Annotated in this window: 19 protein-coding genes and 1 tRNA gene; 13 read left to right on the forward strand and 7 right to left on the reverse strand. The window is 42.3% G+C overall.

Annotation, left to right across the window (positions count from 1 at the left end):
• The first annotated feature begins 3 nt into the window (after positions 1 to 3).
• A complete protein-coding gene (locus tag QEP08_RS05615) occupies positions 4 to 459 on the forward strand; it encodes a low affinity iron permease family protein (protein ID WP_285056502.1) in 456 nt (151 codons plus the stop codon).
• Between the two features lie 2 nt (positions 460 to 461).
• On the opposite strand, the gene QEP08_RS05620 is transcribed toward QEP08_RS05615, so the two are convergent.
• Positions 462 to 728 carry a hypothetical protein gene (locus tag QEP08_RS05620; protein ID WP_285056503.1) on the reverse strand — a complete coding sequence of 89 codons (267 nt, stop codon included), beginning with the start codon at positions 726 to 728 and terminating at the stop codon, positions 462 to 464.
• Positions 729 to 792: 64 nt separating this feature from the next.
• On the opposite strand from QEP08_RS05620, the gene QEP08_RS05625 reads away from it, so the two are divergent.
• Both QEP08_RS05625 and QEP08_RS05630 read left to right on the forward strand, forming a co-directional pair.
• Positions 793 to 1,251: a ferritin-like domain-containing protein gene (locus QEP08_RS05625; protein ID WP_285056504.1), complete on the forward strand. Its 459-nt coding sequence runs from the start codon at positions 793 to 795 to the stop codon at positions 1,249 to 1,251.
• A gap of 91 nt (positions 1,252 to 1,342) precedes the next feature.
• On the forward strand, positions 1,343 to 3,925 hold the full coding sequence (locus QEP08_RS05630) for an AsmA-like C-terminal region-containing protein (RefSeq protein ID WP_285056505.1): 2,583 nt from the start codon (positions 1,343 to 1,345) through the stop codon (positions 3,923 to 3,925).
• A gap of 6 nt (positions 3,926 to 3,931) precedes the next feature.
• Here QEP08_RS05630 and QEP08_RS05635 read toward each other — a convergent pair whose 3' ends face one another.
• Entirely contained in the window at positions 3,932 to 5,407 is a 1,476-nt protein-coding gene (locus tag QEP08_RS05635) for a TPM domain-containing protein (RefSeq protein WP_285056506.1), read from the reverse strand.
• 40 nt (positions 5,408 to 5,447) lie between these two features.
• Between QEP08_RS05635 and QEP08_RS05640 the strand changes: the two genes are divergently transcribed.
• Positions 5,448 to 6,116: an O-methyltransferase gene (locus tag QEP08_RS05640; protein WP_285056507.1), complete on the forward strand. Its 669-nt coding sequence runs from the start codon at positions 5,448 to 5,450 to the stop codon at positions 6,114 to 6,116.
• A gap of 7 nt (positions 6,117 to 6,123) precedes the next feature.
• Here the strand turns inward: QEP08_RS05640 and QEP08_RS05645 are convergent, their stop codons facing one another.
• Both QEP08_RS05645 and QEP08_RS05650 read right to left on the reverse strand, forming a co-directional pair.
• Positions 6,124 to 7,167: an NAD(P)-dependent alcohol dehydrogenase gene (locus tag QEP08_RS05645; protein ID WP_285056508.1), complete on the reverse strand. Its 1,044-nt coding sequence runs from the start codon at positions 7,165 to 7,167 to the stop codon at positions 6,124 to 6,126.
• Positions 7,168 to 7,275: 108 nt separating this feature from the next.
• The gene (locus tag QEP08_RS05650; RefSeq protein WP_285056509.1) at positions 7,276 to 8,133 is read right to left on the reverse strand and encodes a 3-keto-disaccharide hydrolase; all 858 of its coding nucleotides are present in this window, start codon (positions 8,131 to 8,133) and stop codon (positions 7,276 to 7,278) included.
• A gap of 177 nt (positions 8,134 to 8,310) precedes the next feature.
• Between QEP08_RS05650 and QEP08_RS05655 the strand changes: the two genes are divergently transcribed.
• Positions 8,311 to 11,643, forward strand: a complete 3,333-nt coding sequence (locus QEP08_RS05655; protein ID WP_285056510.1) for a VCBS repeat-containing protein — start codon at positions 8,311 to 8,313, stop codon at positions 11,641 to 11,643.
• A 218-nt stretch (positions 11,644 to 11,861) separates the two neighbouring features.
• Here QEP08_RS05655 and QEP08_RS05660 read toward each other — a convergent pair whose 3' ends face one another.
• Positions 11,862 to 12,623 (reverse strand): response regulator transcription factor, encoded by a 762-nt coding sequence (locus tag QEP08_RS05660; protein ID WP_285056511.1) that lies wholly within the window; start codon positions 12,621 to 12,623, stop codon positions 11,862 to 11,864.
• A gap of 243 nt (positions 12,624 to 12,866) precedes the next feature.
• On the opposite strand from QEP08_RS05660, the gene QEP08_RS05665 reads away from it, so the two are divergent.
• Entirely contained in the window at positions 12,867 to 13,049 is a 183-nt protein-coding gene (locus QEP08_RS05665; RefSeq protein WP_285056512.1) for a hypothetical protein, read from the forward strand.
• A 226-nt stretch (positions 13,050 to 13,275) separates the two neighbouring features.
• Here QEP08_RS05665 and QEP08_RS05670 read toward each other — a convergent pair whose 3' ends face one another.
• Both QEP08_RS05670 and QEP08_RS05675 read right to left on the reverse strand, forming a co-directional pair.
• Entirely contained in the window at positions 13,276 to 13,896 is a 621-nt protein-coding gene (locus QEP08_RS05670; RefSeq protein WP_285056513.1) for a LuxR C-terminal-related transcriptional regulator, read from the reverse strand.
• 307 nt (positions 13,897 to 14,203) lie between these two features.
• Positions 14,204 to 14,276: transfer RNA gene (locus QEP08_RS05675), tRNA-Lys, on the reverse strand.
• Between the two features lie 212 nt (positions 14,277 to 14,488).
• Between QEP08_RS05675 and QEP08_RS05680 the strand changes: the two genes are divergently transcribed.
• The 7 genes from QEP08_RS05680 (at position 14,489) to QEP08_RS05710 (ending at position 22,571) form a co-directional block, all read left to right on the forward strand.
• Positions 14,489 to 15,532, forward strand: coding sequence for an adenylate/guanylate cyclase domain-containing protein (locus QEP08_RS05680; RefSeq protein ID WP_285056514.1), 1,044 nt, complete (start codon positions 14,489 to 14,491; stop codon positions 15,530 to 15,532).
• A gap of 170 nt (positions 15,533 to 15,702) precedes the next feature.
• Positions 15,703 to 16,020, forward strand: coding sequence for a hypothetical protein (locus QEP08_RS05685; RefSeq protein WP_285056515.1), 318 nt, complete (start codon positions 15,703 to 15,705; stop codon positions 16,018 to 16,020).
• Positions 16,021 to 16,061: 41 nt separating this feature from the next.
• The gene (locus QEP08_RS05690; protein ID WP_285056516.1) at positions 16,062 to 16,499 is read left to right on the forward strand and encodes a tail fiber domain-containing protein; all 438 of its coding nucleotides are present in this window, start codon (positions 16,062 to 16,064) and stop codon (positions 16,497 to 16,499) included.
• Positions 16,500 to 16,828: 329 nt separating this feature from the next.
• Positions 16,829 to 18,679, forward strand: a complete 1,851-nt coding sequence (locus tag QEP08_RS05695; RefSeq protein WP_285056517.1) for a glycoside hydrolase family 127 protein — start codon at positions 16,829 to 16,831, stop codon at positions 18,677 to 18,679.
• A 153-nt stretch (positions 18,680 to 18,832) separates the two neighbouring features.
• Positions 18,833 to 20,482: an alpha-L-rhamnosidase-related protein gene (locus tag QEP08_RS05700; RefSeq protein WP_285056518.1), complete on the forward strand. Its 1,650-nt coding sequence runs from the start codon at positions 18,833 to 18,835 to the stop codon at positions 20,480 to 20,482.
• A 147-nt stretch (positions 20,483 to 20,629) separates the two neighbouring features.
• On the forward strand, positions 20,630 to 21,901 hold the full coding sequence (locus tag QEP08_RS05705) for a glycoside hydrolase family 99 protein (protein WP_285056519.1): 1,272 nt from the start codon (positions 20,630 to 20,632) through the stop codon (positions 21,899 to 21,901).
• 103 nt (positions 21,902 to 22,004) lie between these two features.
• Positions 22,005 to 22,571: a thioredoxin family protein gene (locus tag QEP08_RS05710; RefSeq protein WP_285056520.1), complete on the forward strand. Its 567-nt coding sequence runs from the start codon at positions 22,005 to 22,007 to the stop codon at positions 22,569 to 22,571.
• Positions 22,572 to 22,637: the final 66 nt, after the last annotated feature.

Raw genomic sequence — 22,637 nt, forward strand, 5'->3', positions numbered from 1 at the left:
TAAATGAAAAGAAGCAAACACAATTTTTTTGAGTATATTTCCAACAGGATTACCAATTGGACAGGTAGTCCTGTTGCTTTTGGTGTGGCCTCACTGGTCATTATCGTTTGGGTGATCACAGGCCCTGTATTCAATTATTCCGATACCTGGCAGTTGGTGATCAATACCGGCACTACCATCATTACATTCCTAATGGTCTTTTTGATTCAAAAATCACAAAATAAGGATTCAAAAGCCATACAGTTGAAACTAAACGAATTGATCGCAGCAAGCAGGCACGCAAGTAACAGGATGGTGGATATAGAGGACCTTACCGAATCTGAACTCGATGTGCTGCATAAGTATTATGAGAAACTGGCAGAGATCTCAGAAAAAGACGAAGATATTCATAAATCACACTCTATTGATGCTGCAGAGGACCTGCACAAAATAAAAAGTGCTAAAAAAACATTTGATTAAGTCTACCCTTCTTCGTCGAGGTATATTTTATGCACCAGGAATTTGACCTTAAGGTGTGGTTCCAGCAGTTCTTCAATGTCTTCTGAATGAATGGGGTAAATAGTCTCGTCTGAATCCGGGATTTCTGAGTCCGGTATCAGTTCAAAAAATTTAACAGGGAGGTCTGTTTCCAATTCTGCCAGTTTGACGTATTTAACCCCGTCTTTTTTCCAGTCATTCCAGATTTTTGCATTGAACAGCACATACGGATTGTCGTTAACGTTTTCCATCGGGTAAATCTAATCAAAACCATTAGTGTGCGAAAGTGGTTATTGAATTATAAAATCAGAAGCTATGGAAAACGACAAAGAAATTGTCAGCGATCTGAAAGGATTGATCAACATCCTGAATGATGGAAAAGAAGGCTATGAAACGGCCAGTGAGAATACAGACAGTATTGAATTAAAAGGTGCTTTTTTAAGATTCTCGGCACAGCGTGCTGGTTATGCAATGGAGCTGAAAGATCATATTGCACTGCATGGCGGTGATTCGGATAATGAGAGCGGTGGATTACTTGGTGCAATACATCGAACCTGGATTGAAATTAAACAGGCCCTGAGTAGTAATGAAGATGTTGCCATCCTAAGTGCAATAGAAACAGGTGAAAGTGAGGCTCTGGATAAGTATGACCAGCTTATAGTCGATCCCGGAACACATGCAGATCATTTGAGTCTGCTGAAAACACAAAGGGCGGGTATAGCCGACGCATTGAGAGAAATTCAGCGTTTGCGTCATCAATTTGAACAAAGATAAATACTTTCATCTCGTAAATTTTTATAAGATAGTACAAGATAATTATACCTTTACCATTCCTTTGTAAGGCTGAATTTTTATTACAAAACCTATGGTAAAAAAAGTAACTGTTATTGTTGTCCTCATTATTGCTATATTATTTGCCGCTGCAGCGGCTATCCCTTTATTCTTTAAAAAAGAAATTGATGCAAAGATTAAATCATCGATTAATAAGAGCGTAAATGCCAAAGTAGATTTTAAAAACCTGGACTTGACTTTGATCAGTTCGTTTCCAAATATGGGGATAAAGATCGGCAGCCTTACCGTTTTGGGTATTGACAGCTTTGCTAAAGACACCCTGGCGAACATTAAGCAAGTTCAGTTGAATGTAAATCTGATGAGCGTGATCAAGGGTGAAAAGTACGAGATAAAATCAATCTATCTGGAAGAACCAAAGATTTTGGCTAAAGTGTTAAAAAGCGGTTTGGCCAACTGGGATATCCTAAAGAAAGACAGTTCGGCCAGCGAAGGAGTTGATACTGCCAGAACTGCTTTCAAAGCGGCCTTACAAAAATATGGAATTGAAAAAGGTAAAGTTGTTTATGATGATGCTTCCCTTGGTTTTTTCCTGGAGATGGATAATTTAAACCATACCGGAACAGGTGACTTTACTCAGGATTTGTTTATCCTTAAAACCCAGTCGAACATAGAAAAACTAACGGTTAAGTATGGTGGTATTCCATATCTGAACAAAGTAAAGCTGGATGCTGACCTTCCAGTTGATGTTGACATGAAAAACATGAAGTTTACTTTTGCTGAAAATAAGATCAAACTTAATGAACTGCTGCTGTCGGCTGTCGGATACCTTGCAATGCCGAATGACAACGATATGGAGATGGATTTTAAATTTGATGCAAAGCAATCAGAACTTAAAAACTTCCTTTCTTTAATACCTGCAATCTATGCCAGCAACTTTAAGGACATGGATGCCACCGGTAAATTTGCCATAAGCGGAAGCGCAAAAGGGACATACAATGAGAGATCATTACCTGCATTTGATGTCAGCCTTTCGATAGAAAATGGTAAGATCAAATATCCTTCTCTGCCTTCGGCTATTAATAATATACAAGTTAAATCGCAAATCAGTAATCCAGACGGTGTAATGGACCATACCGTTGTAAATGTGCCTGCATTTCACATGGAGTTTGGCAATGTACCAATTGATGGGCGGTTCTTGCTGAAAAATCCAGCAACGGATCCATTTGTAGATATGGCACTCAAAGGAAAACTGGATTTAAAACAGCTGACTACGATTTTTCCGATGAAAGATATGACTTTAAGTGGTATTCTGGATGCCGATGTACAGGCGTCGGGCCGTAAATCATCTGTTGATAAAGGACAGTACGAAGCTTTCAAAGCATCAGGACAAATGCTGGCAGGTAATTTTAATTATTCAGGCAAAAATGTGCCAATACCAGTTAATGTCCCTTCGGCAAAAATGACTTTTAGCCCTAGAAATATCACATTAAGTAATCTGACAGCTAAAGTTGGCAAAAGTGATTTTACAGCAAATGGTACAGTGAATAACTACCTGAACTACTTCTTCAAAAAAGACCAGGCTTTACAGGGAACATTCAATATTGCATCAAGCCTGATTGATGTTAATGAGCTGATGGGCCCCGAGAGTGCAGTGCATGCAGAAAAAAGGAGCGATTCGAAATTAACTGTATTTGAAGTGCCTGGAAACATCGATTTTGATATCACAGCAAAAGCAGGCCGCGTACTATATGATAATTACGATATCACCAATGCAAGAGGAGCTTTGGAGGTAAGAAATAAGGCCATATACTTTAAAGATATGGGCATGAACATGCTTGACGGCACAGTAAAGATGAACGGTTCGTATGCAACAACGGATCCTAAAAAGCCAAAAGTTGACATTGATTTCGGTATAGAAAAAATGGACATTCAAAAGGCTTTTACCACCTTCAATACAGTGAAATTATTGGCTCCCGTTGCAAAATTTGCAAAGGGGGTGTTCTCTACTAATTTAAAGTTCAATTCTGATCTGGACCAGAATATGATGCCTGTTTACTCTTCTATAAATGCCGAGGGCCTGACCAACATTATTCAGGCAGTACTTGACGGATTTGAACCTTTGAATAAACTGGCATCTGCTTTAAGTTCTGATAAATTTAAAAAACTGGAATTAAACAATGTACTTACCAAGTTCAGGATCGAAAACGGGCGTTTAAACGTTGCGCCTTTTAATATTAAAAAGGAAGATATTTCGATGGATGTTCAGGGTTCAAATGGCCTGGACCAGAGTATAGATTATCAGCTTGGATTAAATGTGCCAAGAGCTATGCTGGGCGCAAAAGCCAACGAGGCAGCAAACGCTTTTATTGTAAAGCTGAACAGTAAAGCCGGGACTAATGTTGCAATGAGCGAAACTATAAAGGTCAACGCAGTTTTGGGCGGTACAATTCTAAAACCTACCATTAACCTGAAATATGGTGCCGGAGATGCAAAAACCGGGGCTAGGGGAGTAGCAAACCAGGCAGTTGCTGAGAAAAAGGAGGAAATTAAAGCGGTCGCTCAGGCTAAGGTTGATACCATTAAAGCGCAAGCGACAGAAAAAGTTAAGAATACAATCGCGGATAAATTAAACGGCCTGTTTAAGAAGAAGGAATAATTGGATTTACCAGCTGCTTCCCGCCCCGCCACCGCCGGAAGATCCTCCGCTGCTTGAGGAACTGCTGCCCGACGAACTTCCTGAAGAAGAGGAACTGCCTGATGTAGAGATTTTGGCTATTATAAACTGTTTCTTGGTCTCTTTTCCGCAATTGGCGCAGACGAAATAGTCGTAACCGTAGCCCGGATTCGATGTTGTAGCCTGTTCAATCGTTTCACGTCTTGAGAACAATGAAGTAGTGAAATGACAAAATTTACATTCCCTGGCTTTTGATTTCAGATTACTATAATCCAGAATTTTGTTCAGTTCGCAGTCTTTACATACCCATACGTCATAATCTATGGAAAAAATTTCTTCTTCCTTTGCCTGTCCTTTGGATAGAAATTCATCATCCTTATCCTCGCTCGTTAAAGTCATCAGCGTTCCGCAATGCTCACAATTGATATTTTCATACCTCAACGCCTCTAATGTAGCCTGATGTTTTTTCCAGAACAACCATAAGAAAGGAAATGCAAATACCTTTGTAAGCCATTCCATAGCTGCAAACGTGTTGCGGCGTTTCAGGTATTGCTCATGCTGGGTTCCCACTTTAAAAGAAGAAGCTGATATCCAGCTGAGTAAAAAGATATGAATATGGGTATAGATTAGCAGAAAGGTATAGGCGACCAATAATGCCCTGATGTTATGCCAGGAAACCGGATGGTCAAGATTCAGTTGAACGACAGAAAGGACGGGTGCTGTGAAAATAAATAAAATGATCAGTATTCTCAGACTCGCTTTTTTGGAAAGGGCAATTCCTGTTATGATTGAGATTATAAAGTAGATGATAGCTAAAATTAATGAATAGATATCGCCTGGTTCCTTACTGCTATACATGGAATCCATATCTGTCAGGCTTTGCAGAGACTCCGGCGGCGTTATCGTCAACTCCGTCGAACCCATACCCGCTGTGTCCGTCAAATTGGGGGCAGGATTGGAGGTAAGATGGCTGACCACAGCGTTAACCCCACGGGTTACTGCGCTATTAAAATCATTTAACCTTGCATAGGGGATCATATATTGTTGTTGGATCCGGTAGCAGATTATGTCAGGCAGCACACCTTCCAATCCATATCCCGTTTCAAACTCGATCCTTTTCTGATCCTGAACAATCAGGATCAGCAGACCATTATTAGTTTCTTTACTTCCGATCTTCCAGGTATTGAATAACTCATGCGCAACTTCTTTTGGAACGAGTTCCCCGATGGTTTTTACAAATACCACGTCGATGTGCGCAATGCCTGCCTGATCAAGGGTACTTAATTTTGCATTTAGATCCGAAACAGTTTCCGGATCAAGCAGCTGATCTGGATTGCTTACATAAGTTTCGTTAAGTGTTTTGGGGTCTGGAATGCCTGAGATCGTTTCTTTATGAGATTGCTGACTGCATCCCGCCATGAAAAATAAGATAGAAAAGAACAAGAAGAGCGTTGACTTTTTCATAATTATAAAGCAATTTAATGATTGAATTTTATATTTGTGTATGGATCAACAAATGTTTGAAAAGGTGGACGGCTATATCAGTCAGTTGCTGGCGCCTGAGGATGAAGTACTCCGGCAAACGATAAAGTCACTCGATGAAGCAGAAATGCCGCAAATCAGCATAACCGCAAACCAAGGCAAATTTTTACAGGTCATTGCATTGATGTGCAATGCTAAAAAGATACTTGAACTTGGAACTCTTGGCGGGTATAGTACGATATGGATGGCAAGGGCACTCCCAGCTGATGGCAAAATCGTAACGGTTGAATTCGACCCCCATCACGCCAGTATCGCCAGGAAAAATATAGAAAACGCAGGCCTTTTAGAGAAGGTGGATTTACGCGTCGGAAAAGCATCAGAAGTGATGGAGCAGCTCAAAGAGTCCGGCGAAATAAATTTTGATCTTATATTTATCGATGCCGATAAACCGCCATATAAAGAATATTTTGAAGCCGCACTTGATCTGGCACGACCCGGGGCAGTGATTATTTGTGACAATGTGATCAGGGAGGGAAAAGTACTGGATGAGAACAGCAGTGATGACCGGGTAGCAGGAGTGAGGCGCCTAAACCAGATGCTTTCCGAAAATACGAAAGTTACTGCCACTATACTGCAAACCGTAGGAGCTAAGGAGTACGATGGAATGGCAATAGCTTTCGTAAACAAATAAACCAGTGCTATAAAGTAGCCATATCAATTACAAACCGGTAACGGACATCGCCCCTGATCATGCGGTCATAGGCCTTTTGAATGTCTTTTATATCGATCATCTCAATCTCTGACACGATGTTGTTCTCCGCACAGTAATCCAGCATTTCCTGGGTCTCGGCAATACCTCCAATACTAGACCCCGACAGGCTTTTACGGCCGCCAAGTAAACTAAATGCAGTCACTTGCGCCGGTTCCGGAGGCACGCCAACGCAGATCATGCTGCCATTAGTTCTCAATAAAGAGAGGTACATGTTAAAATCATGAGGAGCAGACACCGTATCCAGTATGAAATCAAACGTACCCTTCGCTGCTTTGACCTGATCCGCATCGGTAGTCACTAAAAAATGATGAGCACCAAGTTTTCGTGCGTCTTCCTCTTTTTTAGGTGAGGTGCTGAGTACAGTTACCTCGGCACCGAAGGCCACTCCAAACTTAACCGCCATATGGCCAAGTCCGCCCAGTCCCAGTACCGCAAGTTTATGGCCTTTACCTACTTTCCAGTGCTTCAATGGGGAGTAAGTGGTAATACCAGCACATAATAACGGTGCAACAGCAGCAAGGTTCAGTTTATCTGAGATGTGCAGGACAAATTCTTCCCTGACAACAATAGTGTTTGAGTAACCGCCATAGGTAGGTGTTTTACCATCCCGTTCAAAGCTGTTATAAGTCTGCGTACTGCCTTCGAGGCAGTACTGCTCCAGATCTTGTTTACAGTTTTCACAGACCTGGCAGGAATCAACCATACATCCTGTACCGGCCAGGTCGCCTACTTTAAAGTTTTTTACATGGTCACCTACTTTAATGACACGGCCAACGATTTCGTGACCCGGGACCATGGGGAATATCCCAGGAAACCAGTCATTTTTGATCTGGTGCAGGTCCGAGTGGCAAACACCGCAAAATAAAATGTCAAATTGTACATCGTGAGGCCCTACTTCACGTCTTTCAAAATTCCAGGGGGCCAGATTCGTTTCAGGGCTTTGCGCCGCATATGCTTTTGCTGCTATCATAGTATCTAATTATTGATGTAAAGATAAACGAAACCTAAAGCAGAGAATTGTAAAATTCAAACGATTAATTACAAGAATCAAACCTTCGGAAAATATATAGGTCAAGAGTTACTGTTTGGCAATCCTCTTTTCTGCCATCAGTTTTTTGATGACCCCTTGTAGTTCTGCCGGTTTTTTAGCATACTTTTCTAAATCTATGATCTCTACTTTTCTAAAATCTACCGGATGGCTTTCGCTTTGAAGTGAAATGCTGCCGCCTTTTAGAAGAGCACCTTCTTCTGCTCCGCCAACGGGGTCAGATTGTGGCCTTTCATAACGTAAAACCTCCTCGCCGTTTACATAATGCACCACCAGGGAATCACCCAGGACCAGTACTTCAACCCGGACCCACTGCTCACCGTTAAATGTTTTAGAACTTGACTCAATGCAATGCGTCTTGATCACTTTACCGTCTTTGACAAACTGAGTGCCTGGAGTACAGAGGTTGGCCGTAGGCCGCTCGCCATTACCTGCACCGCCCAGAAGCTGTACTTCAATGGAGTTGGGAAAATCCTGGTCCTTTTTCATGGTCGAAGGATCCTGACCGTGGATCATGATGCCGCTGTTCCGGTATGCCCAGCCGGGTCCGCCCTTTACCTGTTCCCCTACAAAACGGTATTCTGCGGCAATAAGATAATAAGAGTAAGGCTTTTTATAAAAAAGATGGCCAAACGTTTCATCAAACTTCGAATACTGGTCATACCTTACTTCTATATTTCCGTTTTGTACCCGGAAAGTATTTCCAAAGTTCTCATTAAAATCATGATACCTTATTTTAGGACTCCAGCCACTGAGGTCTTTTCCGTTAAAAAGCTGTTCCCATTTAGGGCCGGGTTTTGGCTTTTCCAGCGAACTGCCAAGAAATATAAAAGACAGGAGCAGGATAGATAATGCTCTGGCTATAGAAAAAATAAAGTTCTGTTTCATTGTCGTGTTTATGTGTTTATGCTTTGTAATGTAAACTTAGCAATATATACCATAAAATTCTAAGCCCCGGATAGGACTTTTTATTAGATATGTTGTCATAAGCTTGTATGCTATATTTAATATTCATCATAATTATTCAGGTGAATGTTGAGTATAGAACCAGACTATAACCAAACTATGAACCGAACACCACTGGTAAAATCCTATTTTCCAGGCCTATGCCTTTTTTTGCTGTTTTCCTGCACAGGACCGAAAAAACACGAAACAAACAACATAGCAGAAAATCCACTCTTCACCCTGCTTGATTCTACCAGCACCAATATCCTGTTTCACAATGTGATCAAGGAGGACTTTAAAAAAAGCATGCAGGGATTTTACCAGGGCTTCTATAGCGGTGGCGGTGTGGCGGTTGGCGACCTTAACAACGACGGGCTGGATGAAATCTATTTCTCCGGCAATATGAATGGCAATAAACTCTATCACAACCTCGGTCATATGAAGTTTGCCGACATTACCGAAACCGCAGGAGTAGGTTCGCGGATTCCCGGATGGAAAAACGGGGTGAATATGGTTGATGTCAATGGCGACGGTTATCTGGATATTTATGTATGCTACGCAGGAAGACAAGCCGGACCAGAATCAAAGAATCAGCTCTTTATCAGCCAGGGACTAAACAAAGATGGCATCCCTACTTTTAAAGACGAGGCCGAAACTTATGGACTGGCAGACCCATCCTACAGTACACAGTCGGTCTTCTTTGACTATGACCGGGATGGTGATCTGGACCTGTTTTTGGTAAACGACAACGTTAACGTACTCAGTAATCTGGATGACAGCACAATAGAAGAATTAAAAAAGCAGGACGATCCGCTTGCGAGCTCGAAATTATTAAGAAATGACAACGGACATTTCAAGGATGTAACCAAACAGGCCGGATTAAGTACATCTACCTTATCATATGGCCTGGGCGGAGGCGTTGCTGATATCAACGGTGATGGATGGTCTGACATCTACCTATCTAATGACTATGCCATTCCTGACCGTATGTACATCAACAACGGGAACGGTACATTTACAGATCAGCTGTCTGAAAAGCTGGACCACATCTCCCTGTTTTCGATGGGTAATGACATCGCTGATATCAATAATGATGGTCTGCAGGATATCTTCACCCTGGATATGCTTCCTGAAGACAACAAACGTCAAAAACTACTCGCAGGAGGGATGGATAACTACGAATCCTTTAACATTAACCTGCGAAATGGATTTTACTACCAGTATGTCCGGAATATGCTGCATCTCAACAACGGCAACAGCACCTTTAGCGAGATCGGACAACTGGCTGGCATCTCCAATACCGATTGGAGCTGGGCCCCTTTGTTTGCGGACTATGACAATGACGGCTGGAAAGATCTCTTTATCACCAATGGTTTTATGCGCGACTTTACCAATATGGACGTGCTTAAATTCAATGAGAACTACATGAGAAGCCTCAATGGCCAGATCTCACCAAAAGATCTGGAAACCATCCTTGAAAATGTACCCTCCTCTGATGTAAAGAACTATATCTATAAGAATAACGGTGATCTTACCTTTACCAATAAAGGCGCTGCCTGGGGCATCAATATCCCCTCAAACAGCAATGGGGCGGCATACAGTGACCTCGACAACGACGGAGACCTCGATATTATAGTCAATAACATCAATAAAGCCGCTTTTGTCTATCAAAATCAAAGCGACTCCTCTGCGCACTATTTAAAAGTCAAACTAAAAGGCAGTGGTAAAAATACGGATGGACTTGGCGCCGTCGTAACGGTATTTAACAAAGGAAAGCAACAATGCCTGCAGCAAATGCCATCCAGAGGATACCTTTCCAGCGTATCCCAAATTTTGCATTTTGGCCTGGGCCAGGAGAAAAAAGTCGATTCAGTAAGCGTAGTTTGGCTCAGCGGGAGAAAACAGGTTCTGAGCAATGTTTCTGCCGGCAGGCAATTATTGTTTGCCGAAAGCGATGCCAAAGAGACCTACCGCAGGCCGATGTCACCAAAACCTTTATTTACCGAAATAACCCCGCCAATTGCGTCAGTGCAGGTTAAAAATGACATCAATGATTATAAGCGTCAGCCCTTGCTGGTCAATGCGCTATCCTTTACCGGACCTTGCATGGCCAAGGCAGACATAAACGGTGATGGCCTGGAAGATGTATTTGTGGGCGGCGACATCAATCAGTCCGGTGCATTGTTTTTCCAGAAAAAAGGCGGGTCTTTTGTTAAAGACCAGAAACCGTTTATAACTGACGCAGCGAGTGAAGATACAGATGCCATATTTTTTGATGCCAATGGTGATGGTCATAAAGACCTTTATGTCGTAAGCGGAGGATATGCAAGCTTTAAAGACAATGATCCGCTATTCCAGGACAGGCTTTATTTCAATGACGGCAGGGGCAATTTTAACAAATCCATTAATTCACTTCCGGAAATGTGGGTGAGCAAGAGCTGTGCAAGAACGGGTGATTTCAACGGAGACGGCCATCCAGATCTGTTCGTGGGCAGCCGTGTCACACCTTCCAGGTATCCTGAAACACCGAAGAGCTTCCTGCTGATCAATGATGGTAAAGGGCACTTTACCGATCAGATCAGACAAATTGCACCCACTCTGGAGCATATCGGTATGGTGACAGATGCTGCGGTCCTGGACCTCAACGGCGATAAGAAACAGGACCTCATTGTTGTGGGAGACTGGATGCCCGTTACCGCATTCCTCAATGACGGCCGTAGGCTAAAGAACAGGACAGATAAATACTTTGACAAACAATACAGTGGCTGGTGGAATACCCTGAAGGTCGAAGACCTGAACGGCGATGGCCGGCCAGACCTCGTGATGGGCAATCTTGGACTCAACAGCCAATGCCGGGTAAGCGACAAAGAACCGGCAGAACTGATCTATAAAGACTTTGACAACAACGGAGGAATGGATCCGATCCTCTGTTTCTACATTATGGGCAAAAGTTATCCGTACCTGAGCCGGGACGAGATGCTTGATCAGATGAGTATTATGCGTCCGCGTTTCCCTGATTATAAAAGCTATGCAGAAGCGGGGTTAAAAGAAATCTTTACCGCAGAAGAACTAAAAGGCGCAAAGCGCTTAAAGGCCAGCTATCTCAAGACTGCCTACTTTGAAAGTGCCGGAGATGGCAGGTTCAAAGAGAAGCAATTGCCGCTGCAGGCGCAGCTATCCCCGGTATATACCATCACCTGCCTGGATTACGACGGAGACGGCAATAAAGACCTGCTTTTATGTGGCAACATCAACCAGTCGCGCATCCGATTTGGTAAATATGATGCCAACCATGGCGTACTGCTAAAGGGCAACGGAAAAGGCAAGTTTAATTATGTCCCTGAACAGGAAAGTGGCCTCAAGCTAAAAGGAGACGTGCGAAGTGCAATTATTGTAAATAACACTTTGCTGGTTGGAATTAACCAGCAAAAGTTAAAGGCTTTCCGGTTTTAATCAAAAATAATCTGGCTGTTCCAACAAACTTCAGTGCCATTCCGTTCCTCTTTGCGACCACCGTCACCACCTGCTGTTTTGGTTTGGCGGAACCTCATGTTTTTTTATAAGCCCAATTTCCCGGTATAAAACTCCAACGCTTTCACCTGGTTGGGGACAGGGATGCCCATAACTTTTACTTTCATTTTTTATTGTTTAAATTGAATTACAATATCAAGTTAAATAATCTTGTTGTTAACAGCGCAAGAAAGTGCTTCTACTATATTGCTCACACCTAAACGCTCAAAAATTCGCCTTCTGTAATACTTCACTGTATCAGAAGAAACAAATATTTTTTCTGCAATTTGGCTAATTGTTAACCCTTGCGCATGTAGCCGTAATATCTCTATCTCTCTTTTCGTGAGTTTAGGTTTTTCTGATTTACGCCATACATTATTTTCTATGTTTAGTTTCCAGGTTTCCTCAGTGCCTTGTTTGTGAATACAAACATTACCCGCACTTTTATGGTGTGAAATAGAAACTATACACATTGCTTTCCATAACTGGTCATCGCTTGTTAAAAACAACGGAGTAAGCTTATGATTGATGAGAATATGCTTACCATCCTTATTAACCAAATTGAAATCGTAAGTTATGCTGTACAATTTTTTCGCATTGCCATCTAATTTTTTATAGAAATCAAATCCTGCATCGTTAATCAGATTTAACAGTTCCAAATCACTTTCAGGAACATTTTTAAAATAGAAATCATAGCCCATATCCAACACTTCCTCAGAAGAATATCCACATAAAAACAATGGATTTTCTGATACGTATTCAAACGCCATCTTTTCATAATCGATAACATATATGCTTTCATAGGTCAACCTTGCAAAAGATTTTACAACATCCAAATAATGTTGCTGTTGAAGACGGTCCTGTTCTGATATTTTTCCAAGCCTGTTCCTGGTAAGCAAGCTTGAATTAATGTGGTTTTTCATTAGCTATTAGGGGCTTAGCAGCAAATTTACACTAAAGTGTAGTATATGGGATTTTTTTTGTTTTCATTTTTACCGGAAACAATTGTTGCATGGCTAAGAGAAGCATTTCCCCGGATTACACGTGGGCTCTATATATGGAATCCTATTTAAAACCAAAATACAGGCAGAAACAGTGTTTACTTTTTCATTGGCAGCAATAATAATTGGCATATTAACAGATCTAATAATTAAACATTAAAACTTATGAGCAATAAAAAAGGACAGCCATTTCCATTCGTAATTATAGTAATTGTTTTGGGTTGGGCTATTTTTAAACAATTTGATTTTGAAAACTTAAAATTCGAAAAACCGGCTTTAACTATTGTATATGTATTAACCTTTCTAATGTCTGTTTACTTTCTTGTTAAAAACGTTCAAGAAAAATAATAGTTTAAATGCGGAGTGAGTGGTTACGGCTGGTGGAATACCCGGTCTAAACAGATTAAGTCGTTCAATTGATTTGATGTTGGAAATCGACTGCTAAATAAAAAGGCTGTATAAGTTTCGCTCTTTTCTTTCGGTTGAGGCATTCCCATTGATCCAACAAACTCCCTACAACAGTTGCGGCTGCTTTAGTATAAATTTCTGCTTTTGTGTTACATTGGAGGATATGCTAAATCAAACCTTGGAGAATGCAGGTTTTAATCAGATGAGCAGTGTTTTTGCAATCAGATTTTTCCAAAATATTTTTGCGATGTTTTTTTACCGTTGATTCGGCAATAAACAACTTTTCGGCTATTTCCGCACTGTCCAACCCCTCAGCTATATTTCTAATGATATCGATTTCCCTTTTAGAAAACGGGGCAGGCACTTCTGCATGTCCGTCAATACTTAAATTCATGTACGAAGGTTCGCCATGTAAACCGATAAGCGAAATTTTGTAGTTAGGGGTGTAACCAAGGTGATCAATCCGGGTATTGATAATCAGCGACTTCCCATACCCGCCACTGTCATCCAAGGTAAGCATGAGGGCCTGATGGTTAAATAAAACGTAATCCCCGTTATTTATTCTTGCTCTATAATTGTAACTGATCTTATAGCTCATTAACTTATCCCGGCCAACTTTGTTTGTAAAAAACGTGGTAAGAAAATCTTCTGCCTTGATCACAAAACCAATGTCGTCCGGATGGAGCATACCTAATATGTCATTAATTGTAGTGTCGCCTGGATGGAGACCATGCATTTCATAAAGTGAGTCACTCACATGGGAAATGGACATATCGTAGAAGTCCATAATGAAAAAAGAAAACGGTCCCGTGCTTATTATCGAATTTGTAAGCTCATTAAAAAGAGATCTTGTTACTGTCTGTGATTTTTACTGATCTGTTATCAGACCAGACATTATGGAGTGTTTGTATTTCAGGTTTCATTCAAAACGTTTCACGAATATAATATTTTAAAATTGTGAGAATAATAGTTAGAGTGAGAAAGATTTCCCGCTCACCTTTTATATGCGATTTTTTGAATATTTTGCAGTTTGCCCTAAAAACAAAACCCTGCTAATCGTACGATTGCAGGGTTTTGTAGGTTGTTATTCTATGTGATCCCGCTGGGATTCGAACCCAGGACCACTACATTAAAAGTGTAATGCTCTACCAGCTGAGCTACGGAATCATTCTCTTTTTGAAGAGGGTGCAAAGATAGGATTATTTCATTATTTAACTAAATAAAATTAAAAAAGTTTATTTAACCTCAATCCATGCAGAAAATGCCAGCTCTGGCACCATTCCAATCCACCCCCGATCTGAAAACATAAAGTACCTGCCACAGCCTATTATTTACTAAAATTGAATAACTTAGATTGCAAAAGAACACCTACCAAACCAATGAACCGCAGGACAAATTACAAACTCAAACAACTAGTTGTCATTGTAATCTCCTGGATGATAGTTGGATTTGTAATAGCCATCTATGAACATCTGGTGCTGCATACCCACAATTCACTAGGCACCGTGCCCGTTTATTCATTGACGACCTCTGTTATACTAAATATGGGGATTGCATTGTTCGGCGCCTTAGTCGGCGGAAGCCTGCTGGTTTTCTACGTCAATGTAAAATATCATGATAAACCCTATTTATATACCATTGCCGTCGTAACCGGTTCATTTATTCTGATCATTCTTATCATCAATGTCATATTGAGATACATATCCGTTTCAGACATCCACAGGTTTGAAAAGAATGGATTGGTATGGAGTATTATCGTAGCCATAACCCAGCTGATGCTGCAGATCAACAGTAAATTCGGACCAGGCATCTTCTGGAATATTCTTAGCGGAAAATACAACACACCACGTGATGAAACCCGGATTTTTATGTTTTTGGACCTCAACTCTTCAACAACAATTGCAGAGAAACTCGGGGACAAGCAGTATCATCAATTGCTAAAAGACTTCTTTACAGATATTACCAATCCAATTCTGGACAATAAGGGTGAGATCTATCAGTATGTCGGCGACGAGGTCGTGATCGCATGGAAATATGAAGACGGTATTGAGAACAGCAAATGCATTCAGTGTTTCTTTGACATCAAAGACCACCTGGCCACTCATGCTGAAAAATACCATAGCAATTACGGCCTGCTGCCTACTTTTAAGGCAGGCATCCACTGCGGAAGGGTAGTAGCGGGCGAGATCGGCATTATAAAAAGAGACGTTACTTACTCCGGGGATGTACTCAATACCACATCACGGATCCAGAGTATGTGCAAACAATTCAACGAAGAAGTGATTGTTTCCGCTGATCTGATGGACGAGCTGAGTTTTGAAAGCACCTTTACCACACAGATGCTCGGGTCAATAAAGCTGAGAGGAAAGGAAAAAGAGATGTCACTTATTGCCATTAAACCAAACCCTTATACCAATCCATAAAACCTGAAAAGACTTGCCGGTAACGGTACAGGTTTCAATCACAACTCCAGCCATTATTACAAAAACGCATCATATTAAATACATAATTTGAAACATGCCTTGCGTATATTAGTTTAACATATATATTTGCGCTACAGAGCAACCTATATAAAATTAAACGATTGCACACGATGTTTAGACAACTGGCAGGTATATTTATTTTATTCACTTTCCTTTTTGTAAAGAGCAATATGGCTTTTGCAGATCATTTAGTGGAGAAAATAGCAATCGCCCAGGAGTCACAACAAGATTCCAATGAACCGGCCGATGACGAAAAAGAGTCGAAAAGCATGGAGTTTGCAGATGAATTTATTCCGCATACCAGCACCATCCTGTCTCTGGTTGTACTGTCAAAAAAACTCATTCATACAGATGTTTATCACATTTCTCTCGTTCATTTTCCTGTATGGGGCCCTCCGCCCAATTTTGCCGTTTCGTATAGCGCATAATTAATAGTTTAAACTACAGTATTTACAAACATTTTAAATTTATGAAGTATCCTTTAGCGGGTAAAAGTGCCTTTTGCGGACTTTTACTATTTGCGTGTGCACTCACTGCCAATGCACAAAAGATTGATGAAAAAGAGCTCAAAGTTGAAGTCCAAAAAGTTTCAGGCGCTACACAGCAGTTGGTTAGCCTTGAGCCTGTGAAGTTCAGGTATGACATCAAAAAGTATAAATACCTGAATTTGCCTGAAGGCAATCAATACGGTTTCCTGAGCAACAATGTGCAGACCGCACTGCCTGATCTGGTCCATGAGACCTCAAAACAGGTGCCTGCCGGTAAAAACAATACAAAAGTGGCGTCCTATGACGAAGTGGACAGCAAGGACCTTATTCCTTTGCTGGTTGGAGCCATAAAAGAACAGCAGGCAGAGATTGAAAATTTAAAGAAGGAGATCAGTCTCCTAAAGCAGAAAGCAAAATAATTTAAGTTCCGTTTAGTTTAGTTTAGTTTTGAGAGGCGTCGCAATGTGCGGCGTCTTTTTTTATGTCATGTTACTTTGGTTTAGGGCTTTTCCACATCGGATAACCTGTGTAGTTATAATCGGGTAAGACATCGGGCAAAGTTGTGCATTTCTGTGTACTTCCTGCGGTACTGCTGCGGTAGTCCTGCGATTAAAAGTATATTTAACCGCAGGAGGTATGCAGAAAAGGTGCAGCAACCGCAAACTAAGGGAGAGCAGGTTGGTCTGGTCCTAATATTGAATATTCATTAATATTTGATATTTTTAAGGACACCAAATGAATACCTGTTATGAAATACCTGCTGATCCCGTGTCTCTGTCTTTGCCTTTTATTTCCGAAACCCTCTATTGCCCAGGATAAATTAATTCCTGCGTCAAAAGAAACTATCGAAGGTGTGATCGGACAGAGGCTGATGAGCTCCTACAACAACCGCATACTGACACAGGATGCAGAGTATCTGATCGAGCCCTTTAAACATAGAAATGAAACTAACCTGTGGCAGAGCGAGTTTTGGGGCAAATGGTTTACCTCAGCGGTACTTGCTTACAAATATCACCCTACAGCAGAACTTAAAAAGAAACTGGACGATGCAGTAACTGGATTGATTGCTACGCAAACTGAAGACGGATATATCGGAAACTATAAAAAGGAAAACCGCCTCCAGCAATGGGACATCTGGGGCCGTAAGTACTGTATGCTTGGCTTACTCGATTATTACAAACTCACCGGTGATAAAAAAAGTCTGAAAGCTGCAAAGGGAGTGGCCGATAATCTGATGGATGACCTGGAAAAGGCCGGTGGCATTATTGTCACGAAGGGGAATTACAGGGGCATGGCGGCATCGTCGGTATTGGAACCTGTTTGCCTGCTTTATAAAGCTACAAAAAATAAAAAGTACCTGGATTTTGCTGAAGAAATCGTCAGGCAGTGGGAGAGCCCGCAGGGCCCGCATCTGATCAGCAATGCTGGTGTGGATGTTGCCAAACGCTTTCCTAAACCAGTAAACTGGTACTCTCCGGAGCAGGGCCAAAAGGCTTACGAGATGATGTCCTGCTATGAAGGTCTGCTGGAACTGTACCGGCTGACGGCAAAGCCGGAATACAAAACTGCGGTGGAAAAGACCTGGCAGAACATTTACGATACCGAAATAAATATTGCCGGATCGGGAGCTTCAACTGAAATGTGGTTCGGTGGCAGACCTTTGCAGACCGGGCCGATTCACCACTACCAGGAAACCTGTGTTACGGTGACCTGGATCAAGTTGGGCCAGCAGCTGCTCAGGTTGACCGGTGACTCAAAGTATGCTGATGCAGTAGAAACAAGCTACTATAATGCCTTACTTGGCTCAATGAGCACCGATGGCAGGCAATGGGCAAAGTATACGCCGCTGACTGGTCATCGCTTGCCTGGTAGCGGACAATGTGGAATGAACATCAATTGCTGTGAGGCGAGCGGTCCGCGGGGCTTGTTTAATTTTCCCGCTCATGTAGTCATGAAATCTAAGGACGGCCTGTTTGTAAATTACTTTGCGGAGGGCCGGTACCAGCTGGCTACACCAGCCGGAAATCCGGTAACGCTGATACAGCAAACTGCTTATCCGGAGGATGGAACCATAAAACTGGTGCTGAATTTAAATAAGGAAGAAGATTTTACGCTTAGACTGCGCATACCTGCCTGGAGCGGGAAAAATACAGTTATGGTAAACGGAATTCGTGTTGAAGGAATTAAAGAAGGTACTTATGCGGCCATTACCAGGAAATGGAAAAGCGGAGATGAGGTCAGTATCACGCTGGATATGCGCGGACGTGTCTTGTACCTGGGTGAGCGGCCAAGGTATGCGGCCATCATGCGCGGACCGATTCTGCTGGCCCGTGATGAATCGTTGCCGGGAACGAGTATGGGTGCTTTTGTTGGTGTCAGCACAAATACCGGTTACGTGGATTTGATCCCGGTGGCCCATGATGCTAAAGATACCTGGATGCAGTTCAGGTTTAGGTTTGCACCGGAGTCTTATACTGAGGCTGGTGGGGTTCCTGTCACCATTGACCTTTGTGATTATGCTTCGGCAGGCAACGGGCCAAAAGCAGGGTCTTTTATTTCCTGGCTACCACAGATCACGGATCCGCGGAAAGCCAACTGACAGATCCGGATAGGGTCAAAACTCAGGAATGAACCATTATGATCTTTTATACGAGAGATGATTAAGAACACCATAGCTTCATCACTCCAAAAAACAATCGGAGAAGCAAGCATAAATATTCAACACTATGAAGCCATAAATAATTATTAACAGATGAAAGACTTAAAAATCATTGCCCTGGTCTGCTGTTTGATGTTTCCGTTTTTATTAAAAGCGCAGGATTTTTATAGTGTGGAGCAACGCAAGAGCTGGCTGGGCAAAGCAGAAATGAACAAGCCCCAGCTGGTGGAACAGGAGAAAAAACCAATTGGACTGGTAAAGCTCGTTGCGGATCAAAATGCCTTTCAAGGCTGGAAAGCGGTACCATCGGGTACGGTAGAAAGTCTTTACGGACAGTCCTTTAAAAAACAGTCGGGTGTGGTTGTTGATTTTGGGGAGCATCTGACGGGCTATTATACTTTTACCATCAGGGCGAGTCGTAATTTTCCGGATGCGCCGCTCAGGTTCAAACTGACCTTCGGAGAGGTTCCTGCAGAGCTGGCAACGCCTTTTGATCCGTATCCAGGTGGTTTGAGCAGGGCATGGCTGCAGGACGAAACTGTTACAGTTATTGATCTGCCGGCTACGGTGACCATTCCCAGGAGGGTGGCCTTCAGGTATCTCAAGATGGAGCTGCTGGGGAGTTCCAATGGCTTTGATTTTAAGATAACCGACATGAAATTTAAAGCGCAGAGCAGTGTTTCCAATGCACCTGCGGCTTTAGCGGCTGCAACAAGCCCGCTGATTGCAAAGATTGATGCTGTAGGATTGTCTACGCTGAAAGAATGTATGCAGACTGTTTATGAAGACGGACCTAAGCGGGACAGGAGGCTGTGGATCGGCGATCTTTACCTGGAGTCCATAGCCAATACTTATTCTTTTAAAAATCACCAGCTCACTAAAAGATGCCTGTACATACTTGCGGGCCTTGCGCAAAAGGATGGCTTCCTTCATGCCAGTACTTTTGAGACTCCTGACCTGCATGCGCAGGAGGGACAGGCCTTTCTCTTTGAATATTCTCTTTTGTACAATGCTGCCCTGAAGGAGTATCTGCTGGCAACAGGGGACAAAGAAACGGCGCTTGACCTTTGGCCGGTGGCAAAAAAACAATTGGAAAACATCAGCAGGCATTTGGATGCGAAGGGACTGTTTAATCCTGGCGGAGCAGGGCAACAGGGTTGGTGGTTATTTGTAGACTGGAGAGATGGTCTGGATAAGCAGGCTTCTTTACAGGGCATTATGATCTTTGCCATGAAGGAGACTTTAGCGCTTGCCAGACAATTGGGTAAAGAGAACGAGGTTGCTGAACTTCCTGCGCTGATCTCGAAGATGACTAAGGCTGCAAGGACATCTTTATATGATAAAAATACCGGATTGTTTACCAGTGGACCGGACAAGCAGATCTCCTTGGCGTCGCAATCCTGGATGGTACTGGGTGAGGTGGCGAACAAAGCGGAAGCACAAAGGGCTATGAAAGCGATTGCTGTTCATAAAACCGCTGTGAGGCCGGGTACACCATATCTGACGCACTATTATGTGGCGGCCCTGATCAAGTCAGGAATGGCAAAGGAAGCAAAGGATTTGATGGAAACCTATTGGGGAGGGATGGTCAATAAGGGGGCTGATACATTCTGGGAAGCTTATGATCCGAACAATGATAAACTGTCGCCTTATAACTTCTTTCCCATCAACAGCTATTGTCATGCCTGGAGCTGTACGCCGGTTTATTTTATCAGAAAATATCCGGAAATCTTCCAGAAATAATTCCTGATCGGACTGAAATGGTATTTTATTTGAAACTTAATCCGCCAATTAGTGAAATATTAATCTTTTTTTAATCTTCAAAGCTTTCTTTGGCAACAGCGATCTATTTGAGGACAGTAGCGTACAAGCACAAACATGCACACACAAATGAAATTTAAACGGTTATTTATTCTGGCATTGCTGCTGCTTTTTGTAAGCACTGCCTATGCACAAAGTAAACACAGTAAAACATCCAGGTTCAAAAGTTATAAGGGCCTGATCATGGCTGGGTACCAGGGTTGGCACAATGCGGCGGAGGATGGAGCGGGAAGGGGTTGGTATCATTACCAGTCGAGGGGCAAATTTGAACCCGGAAGTACTAATGTAGACCTCTGGCCTGAGGTAAGTGAGCAGAAAAAGGTATACAAAACGGCTTTTGTGCATGCAGACGGAAGCCCTGCTTACCTGACCAGTGCCCATGATGCATCAACTGTAGAAACCCATTTCAGATGGATGAAAGAATATGGTCTGGACGGTGTGTTTATGCAGCGTTTTGTAGCAGAGATCAGGGGCAGGTCTGGCCGTAACCACTTCAATACAGTATTGGATAATGCCTTAAAATCGTCGCAAAAATATGGCCGTGCTGTATCTGTAATGTACGACCTCTCAGGAATGCGTGACAGTATTGATGTTCCGGTACTGATTAGCGACTGGAAGAACCTGGTAGATAGCATGAAGATTACCAGCAGGGGCAATAATCAGACTTACCTTTATCACAATGGAAAACCTTTGGTTGTAATCTGGGGTGTAGGTTTTAACGACAAACGGAAGTATACTTTAAAAGATGTAGACAAGATTGTTGATTTTTTAAAGAATGATCCGGTTTACGGGGGATGCTCGGTAATGCTGGGTGTACCGACCTACTGGCGTGAGTTTGGAAATGATACAGAAAAGAATCCTTTGCTGCATGAAATTATCAGAAAGGCAGACATTGTGCATCCCTGGACGGTTGGCAGATATGGTAACGAAATGGCTTACAGTAAGTATGCTGAGGTGCAAAAAGGAGATGTGTTGTGGTGCAAACAGAATAAGCTGGATTATGTAGGTGTGGTGTTTCCCGGATTTAGCTGGCACAATATGAACCCAGGAGCTCTTTCTAATCAGATTCCCAGAAACAGGGGCAAGTTTTTCTGGAAGCAATTGTCTGCAGCTATCCAAAATGGTACGGAGATGCTTTATGTAGCTATGTTTGATGAGATAGACGAGGGTACGGCTATTTTTAAAATTTCTAAAAATCCTCCTGTAGGGGCCAGTACTTTTGTGACTTTTGAAGACGATATTCCTTCTGACTATTATTTGTACCTCACGGGTTATGCAGGAAAAATGCTAAGAAAGCAGGTTCCGTTCAGGTCAGACGTGCCTCCTCCTGTAAAAAAATAAACAGCATCAGCTTAAAGTAAGAATTTTGCCATTTATTGTAATATAGTATAATGCTGACAATGTTTAGCACGCAACATAATACATTGCATGCAAATTTTAAGCTATGAATTTCTCTGAATACCAGCAATACTTTCAGTCGATCATTGAAAGCCCTGATCCTTCAGCACCTTACGACAACCCTGCCTATTTTGACTACGCCAAACTCAACTGGTCGAGAATGAATCGCTGGCTGAAGGTGGGGACTTTATCTGACGAAATTAAAGAGACGCTTTCTAAAATTGATACTGCACAGCATTGGGTGGTGATCACAGAGCCCTGGTGCGGGGATGCTGCTCATATCGTGCCTTTTTTCCAGCTGATCACGCTTTGGAACCCCCTGATTGAGATTGATTATCAGCTGAGGGACTCTGAGCCGTTTTTGATCAATGATTACCTGACTGGACAAAGTAAGTCCATTCCTAAACTGGTGATCAGGAATGAAAAGGATCAGGATCTGGCCGTATGGGGTCCCAGACCTGCAGAATGCCAGCTTTTATATAAGAGACTCATGGCAGAACAGGCTGATTTTGAAACAACGAAAACTGAACTGCAGAAATGGTACAATCATGATAAAGGGAAAATGATCCTGGAAGAGCTGAACACGCTTTTGCATGAGATTTCGGTCAAGTGAAACCTGACGTAATCCGCCTCGCAATTTGTCATTTTTATACCTCATCAGGTATGGGCATTAAGGTTT

This window comes from Pedobacter ginsengisoli (assembly GCF_030244015.1).
Classification (GTDB): Bacteria; Bacteroidota; Bacteroidia; order Sphingobacteriales; family Sphingobacteriaceae; genus Pedobacter; species Pedobacter ginsengisoli.

Bases quoted from the DNA above. Each gene is read 5' to 3' on its own strand.
- QEP08_RS05615 (WP_285056502.1), top strand. From the start codon at position 4: ATGAAAAGAAGCAAACACAATTTTTTTGAGTATATTTCCAACAGGATT.
- QEP08_RS05690 (WP_285056516.1), top strand. From the start codon at position 16,062: ATGAAGTATCCTTTAGCGGGTAAAAGTGCCTTTTGCGGACTTTTACTA.
- QEP08_RS05670 (WP_285056513.1), bottom strand. From the start codon at position 13,896: ATGGACTTCTACGATATGTCCATTTCCCATGTGAGTGACTCACTTTAT.
- QEP08_RS05685 (WP_285056515.1), top strand. From the start codon at position 15,703: ATGTTTAGACAACTGGCAGGTATATTTATTTTATTCACTTTCCTTTTT.
- QEP08_RS05700 (WP_285056518.1), top strand. From the start codon at position 18,833: ATGAAAGACTTAAAAATCATTGCCCTGGTCTGCTGTTTGATGTTTCCG.
- QEP08_RS05625 (WP_285056504.1), top strand. From the start codon at position 793: ATGGAAAACGACAAAGAAATTGTCAGCGATCTGAAAGGATTGATCAAC.
- QEP08_RS05620 (WP_285056503.1), bottom strand. From the start codon at position 728: ATGGAAAACGTTAACGACAATCCGTATGTGCTGTTCAATGCAAAAATC.
- QEP08_RS05655 (WP_285056510.1), top strand. From the start codon at position 8,311: ATGAACCGAACACCACTGGTAAAATCCTATTTTCCAGGCCTATGCCTT.
- QEP08_RS05645 (WP_285056508.1), bottom strand. From the start codon at position 7,167: ATGATAGCAGCAAAAGCATATGCGGCGCAAAGCCCTGAAACGAATCTG.
- QEP08_RS05660 (WP_285056511.1), bottom strand. From the start codon at position 12,623: ATGAAAAACCACATTAATTCAAGCTTGCTTACCAGGAACAGGCTTGGA.
- QEP08_RS05635 (WP_285056506.1), bottom strand. From the start codon at position 5,407: ATGAAAAAGTCAACGCTCTTCTTGTTCTTTTCTATCTTATTTTTCATG.
- QEP08_RS05665 (WP_285056512.1), top strand. From the start codon at position 12,867: ATGAGCAATAAAAAAGGACAGCCATTTCCATTCGTAATTATAGTAATT.
- QEP08_RS05680 (WP_285056514.1), top strand. From the start codon at position 14,489: ATGAACCGCAGGACAAATTACAAACTCAAACAACTAGTTGTCATTGTA.
- QEP08_RS05695 (WP_285056517.1), top strand. From the start codon at position 16,829: ATGAAATACCTGCTGATCCCGTGTCTCTGTCTTTGCCTTTTATTTCCG.
- QEP08_RS05650 (WP_285056509.1), bottom strand. From the start codon at position 8,133: ATGAAACAGAACTTTATTTTTTCTATAGCCAGAGCATTATCTATCCTG.
- QEP08_RS05710 (WP_285056520.1), top strand. From the start codon at position 22,005: ATGAATTTCTCTGAATACCAGCAATACTTTCAGTCGATCATTGAAAGC.
- QEP08_RS05705 (WP_285056519.1), top strand. From the start codon at position 20,630: ATGAAATTTAAACGGTTATTTATTCTGGCATTGCTGCTGCTTTTTGTA.
- QEP08_RS05630 (WP_285056505.1), top strand. From the start codon at position 1,343: ATGGTAAAAAAAGTAACTGTTATTGTTGTCCTCATTATTGCTATATTA.
- QEP08_RS05640 (WP_285056507.1), top strand. From the start codon at position 5,448: ATGGATCAACAAATGTTTGAAAAGGTGGACGGCTATATCAGTCAGTTG.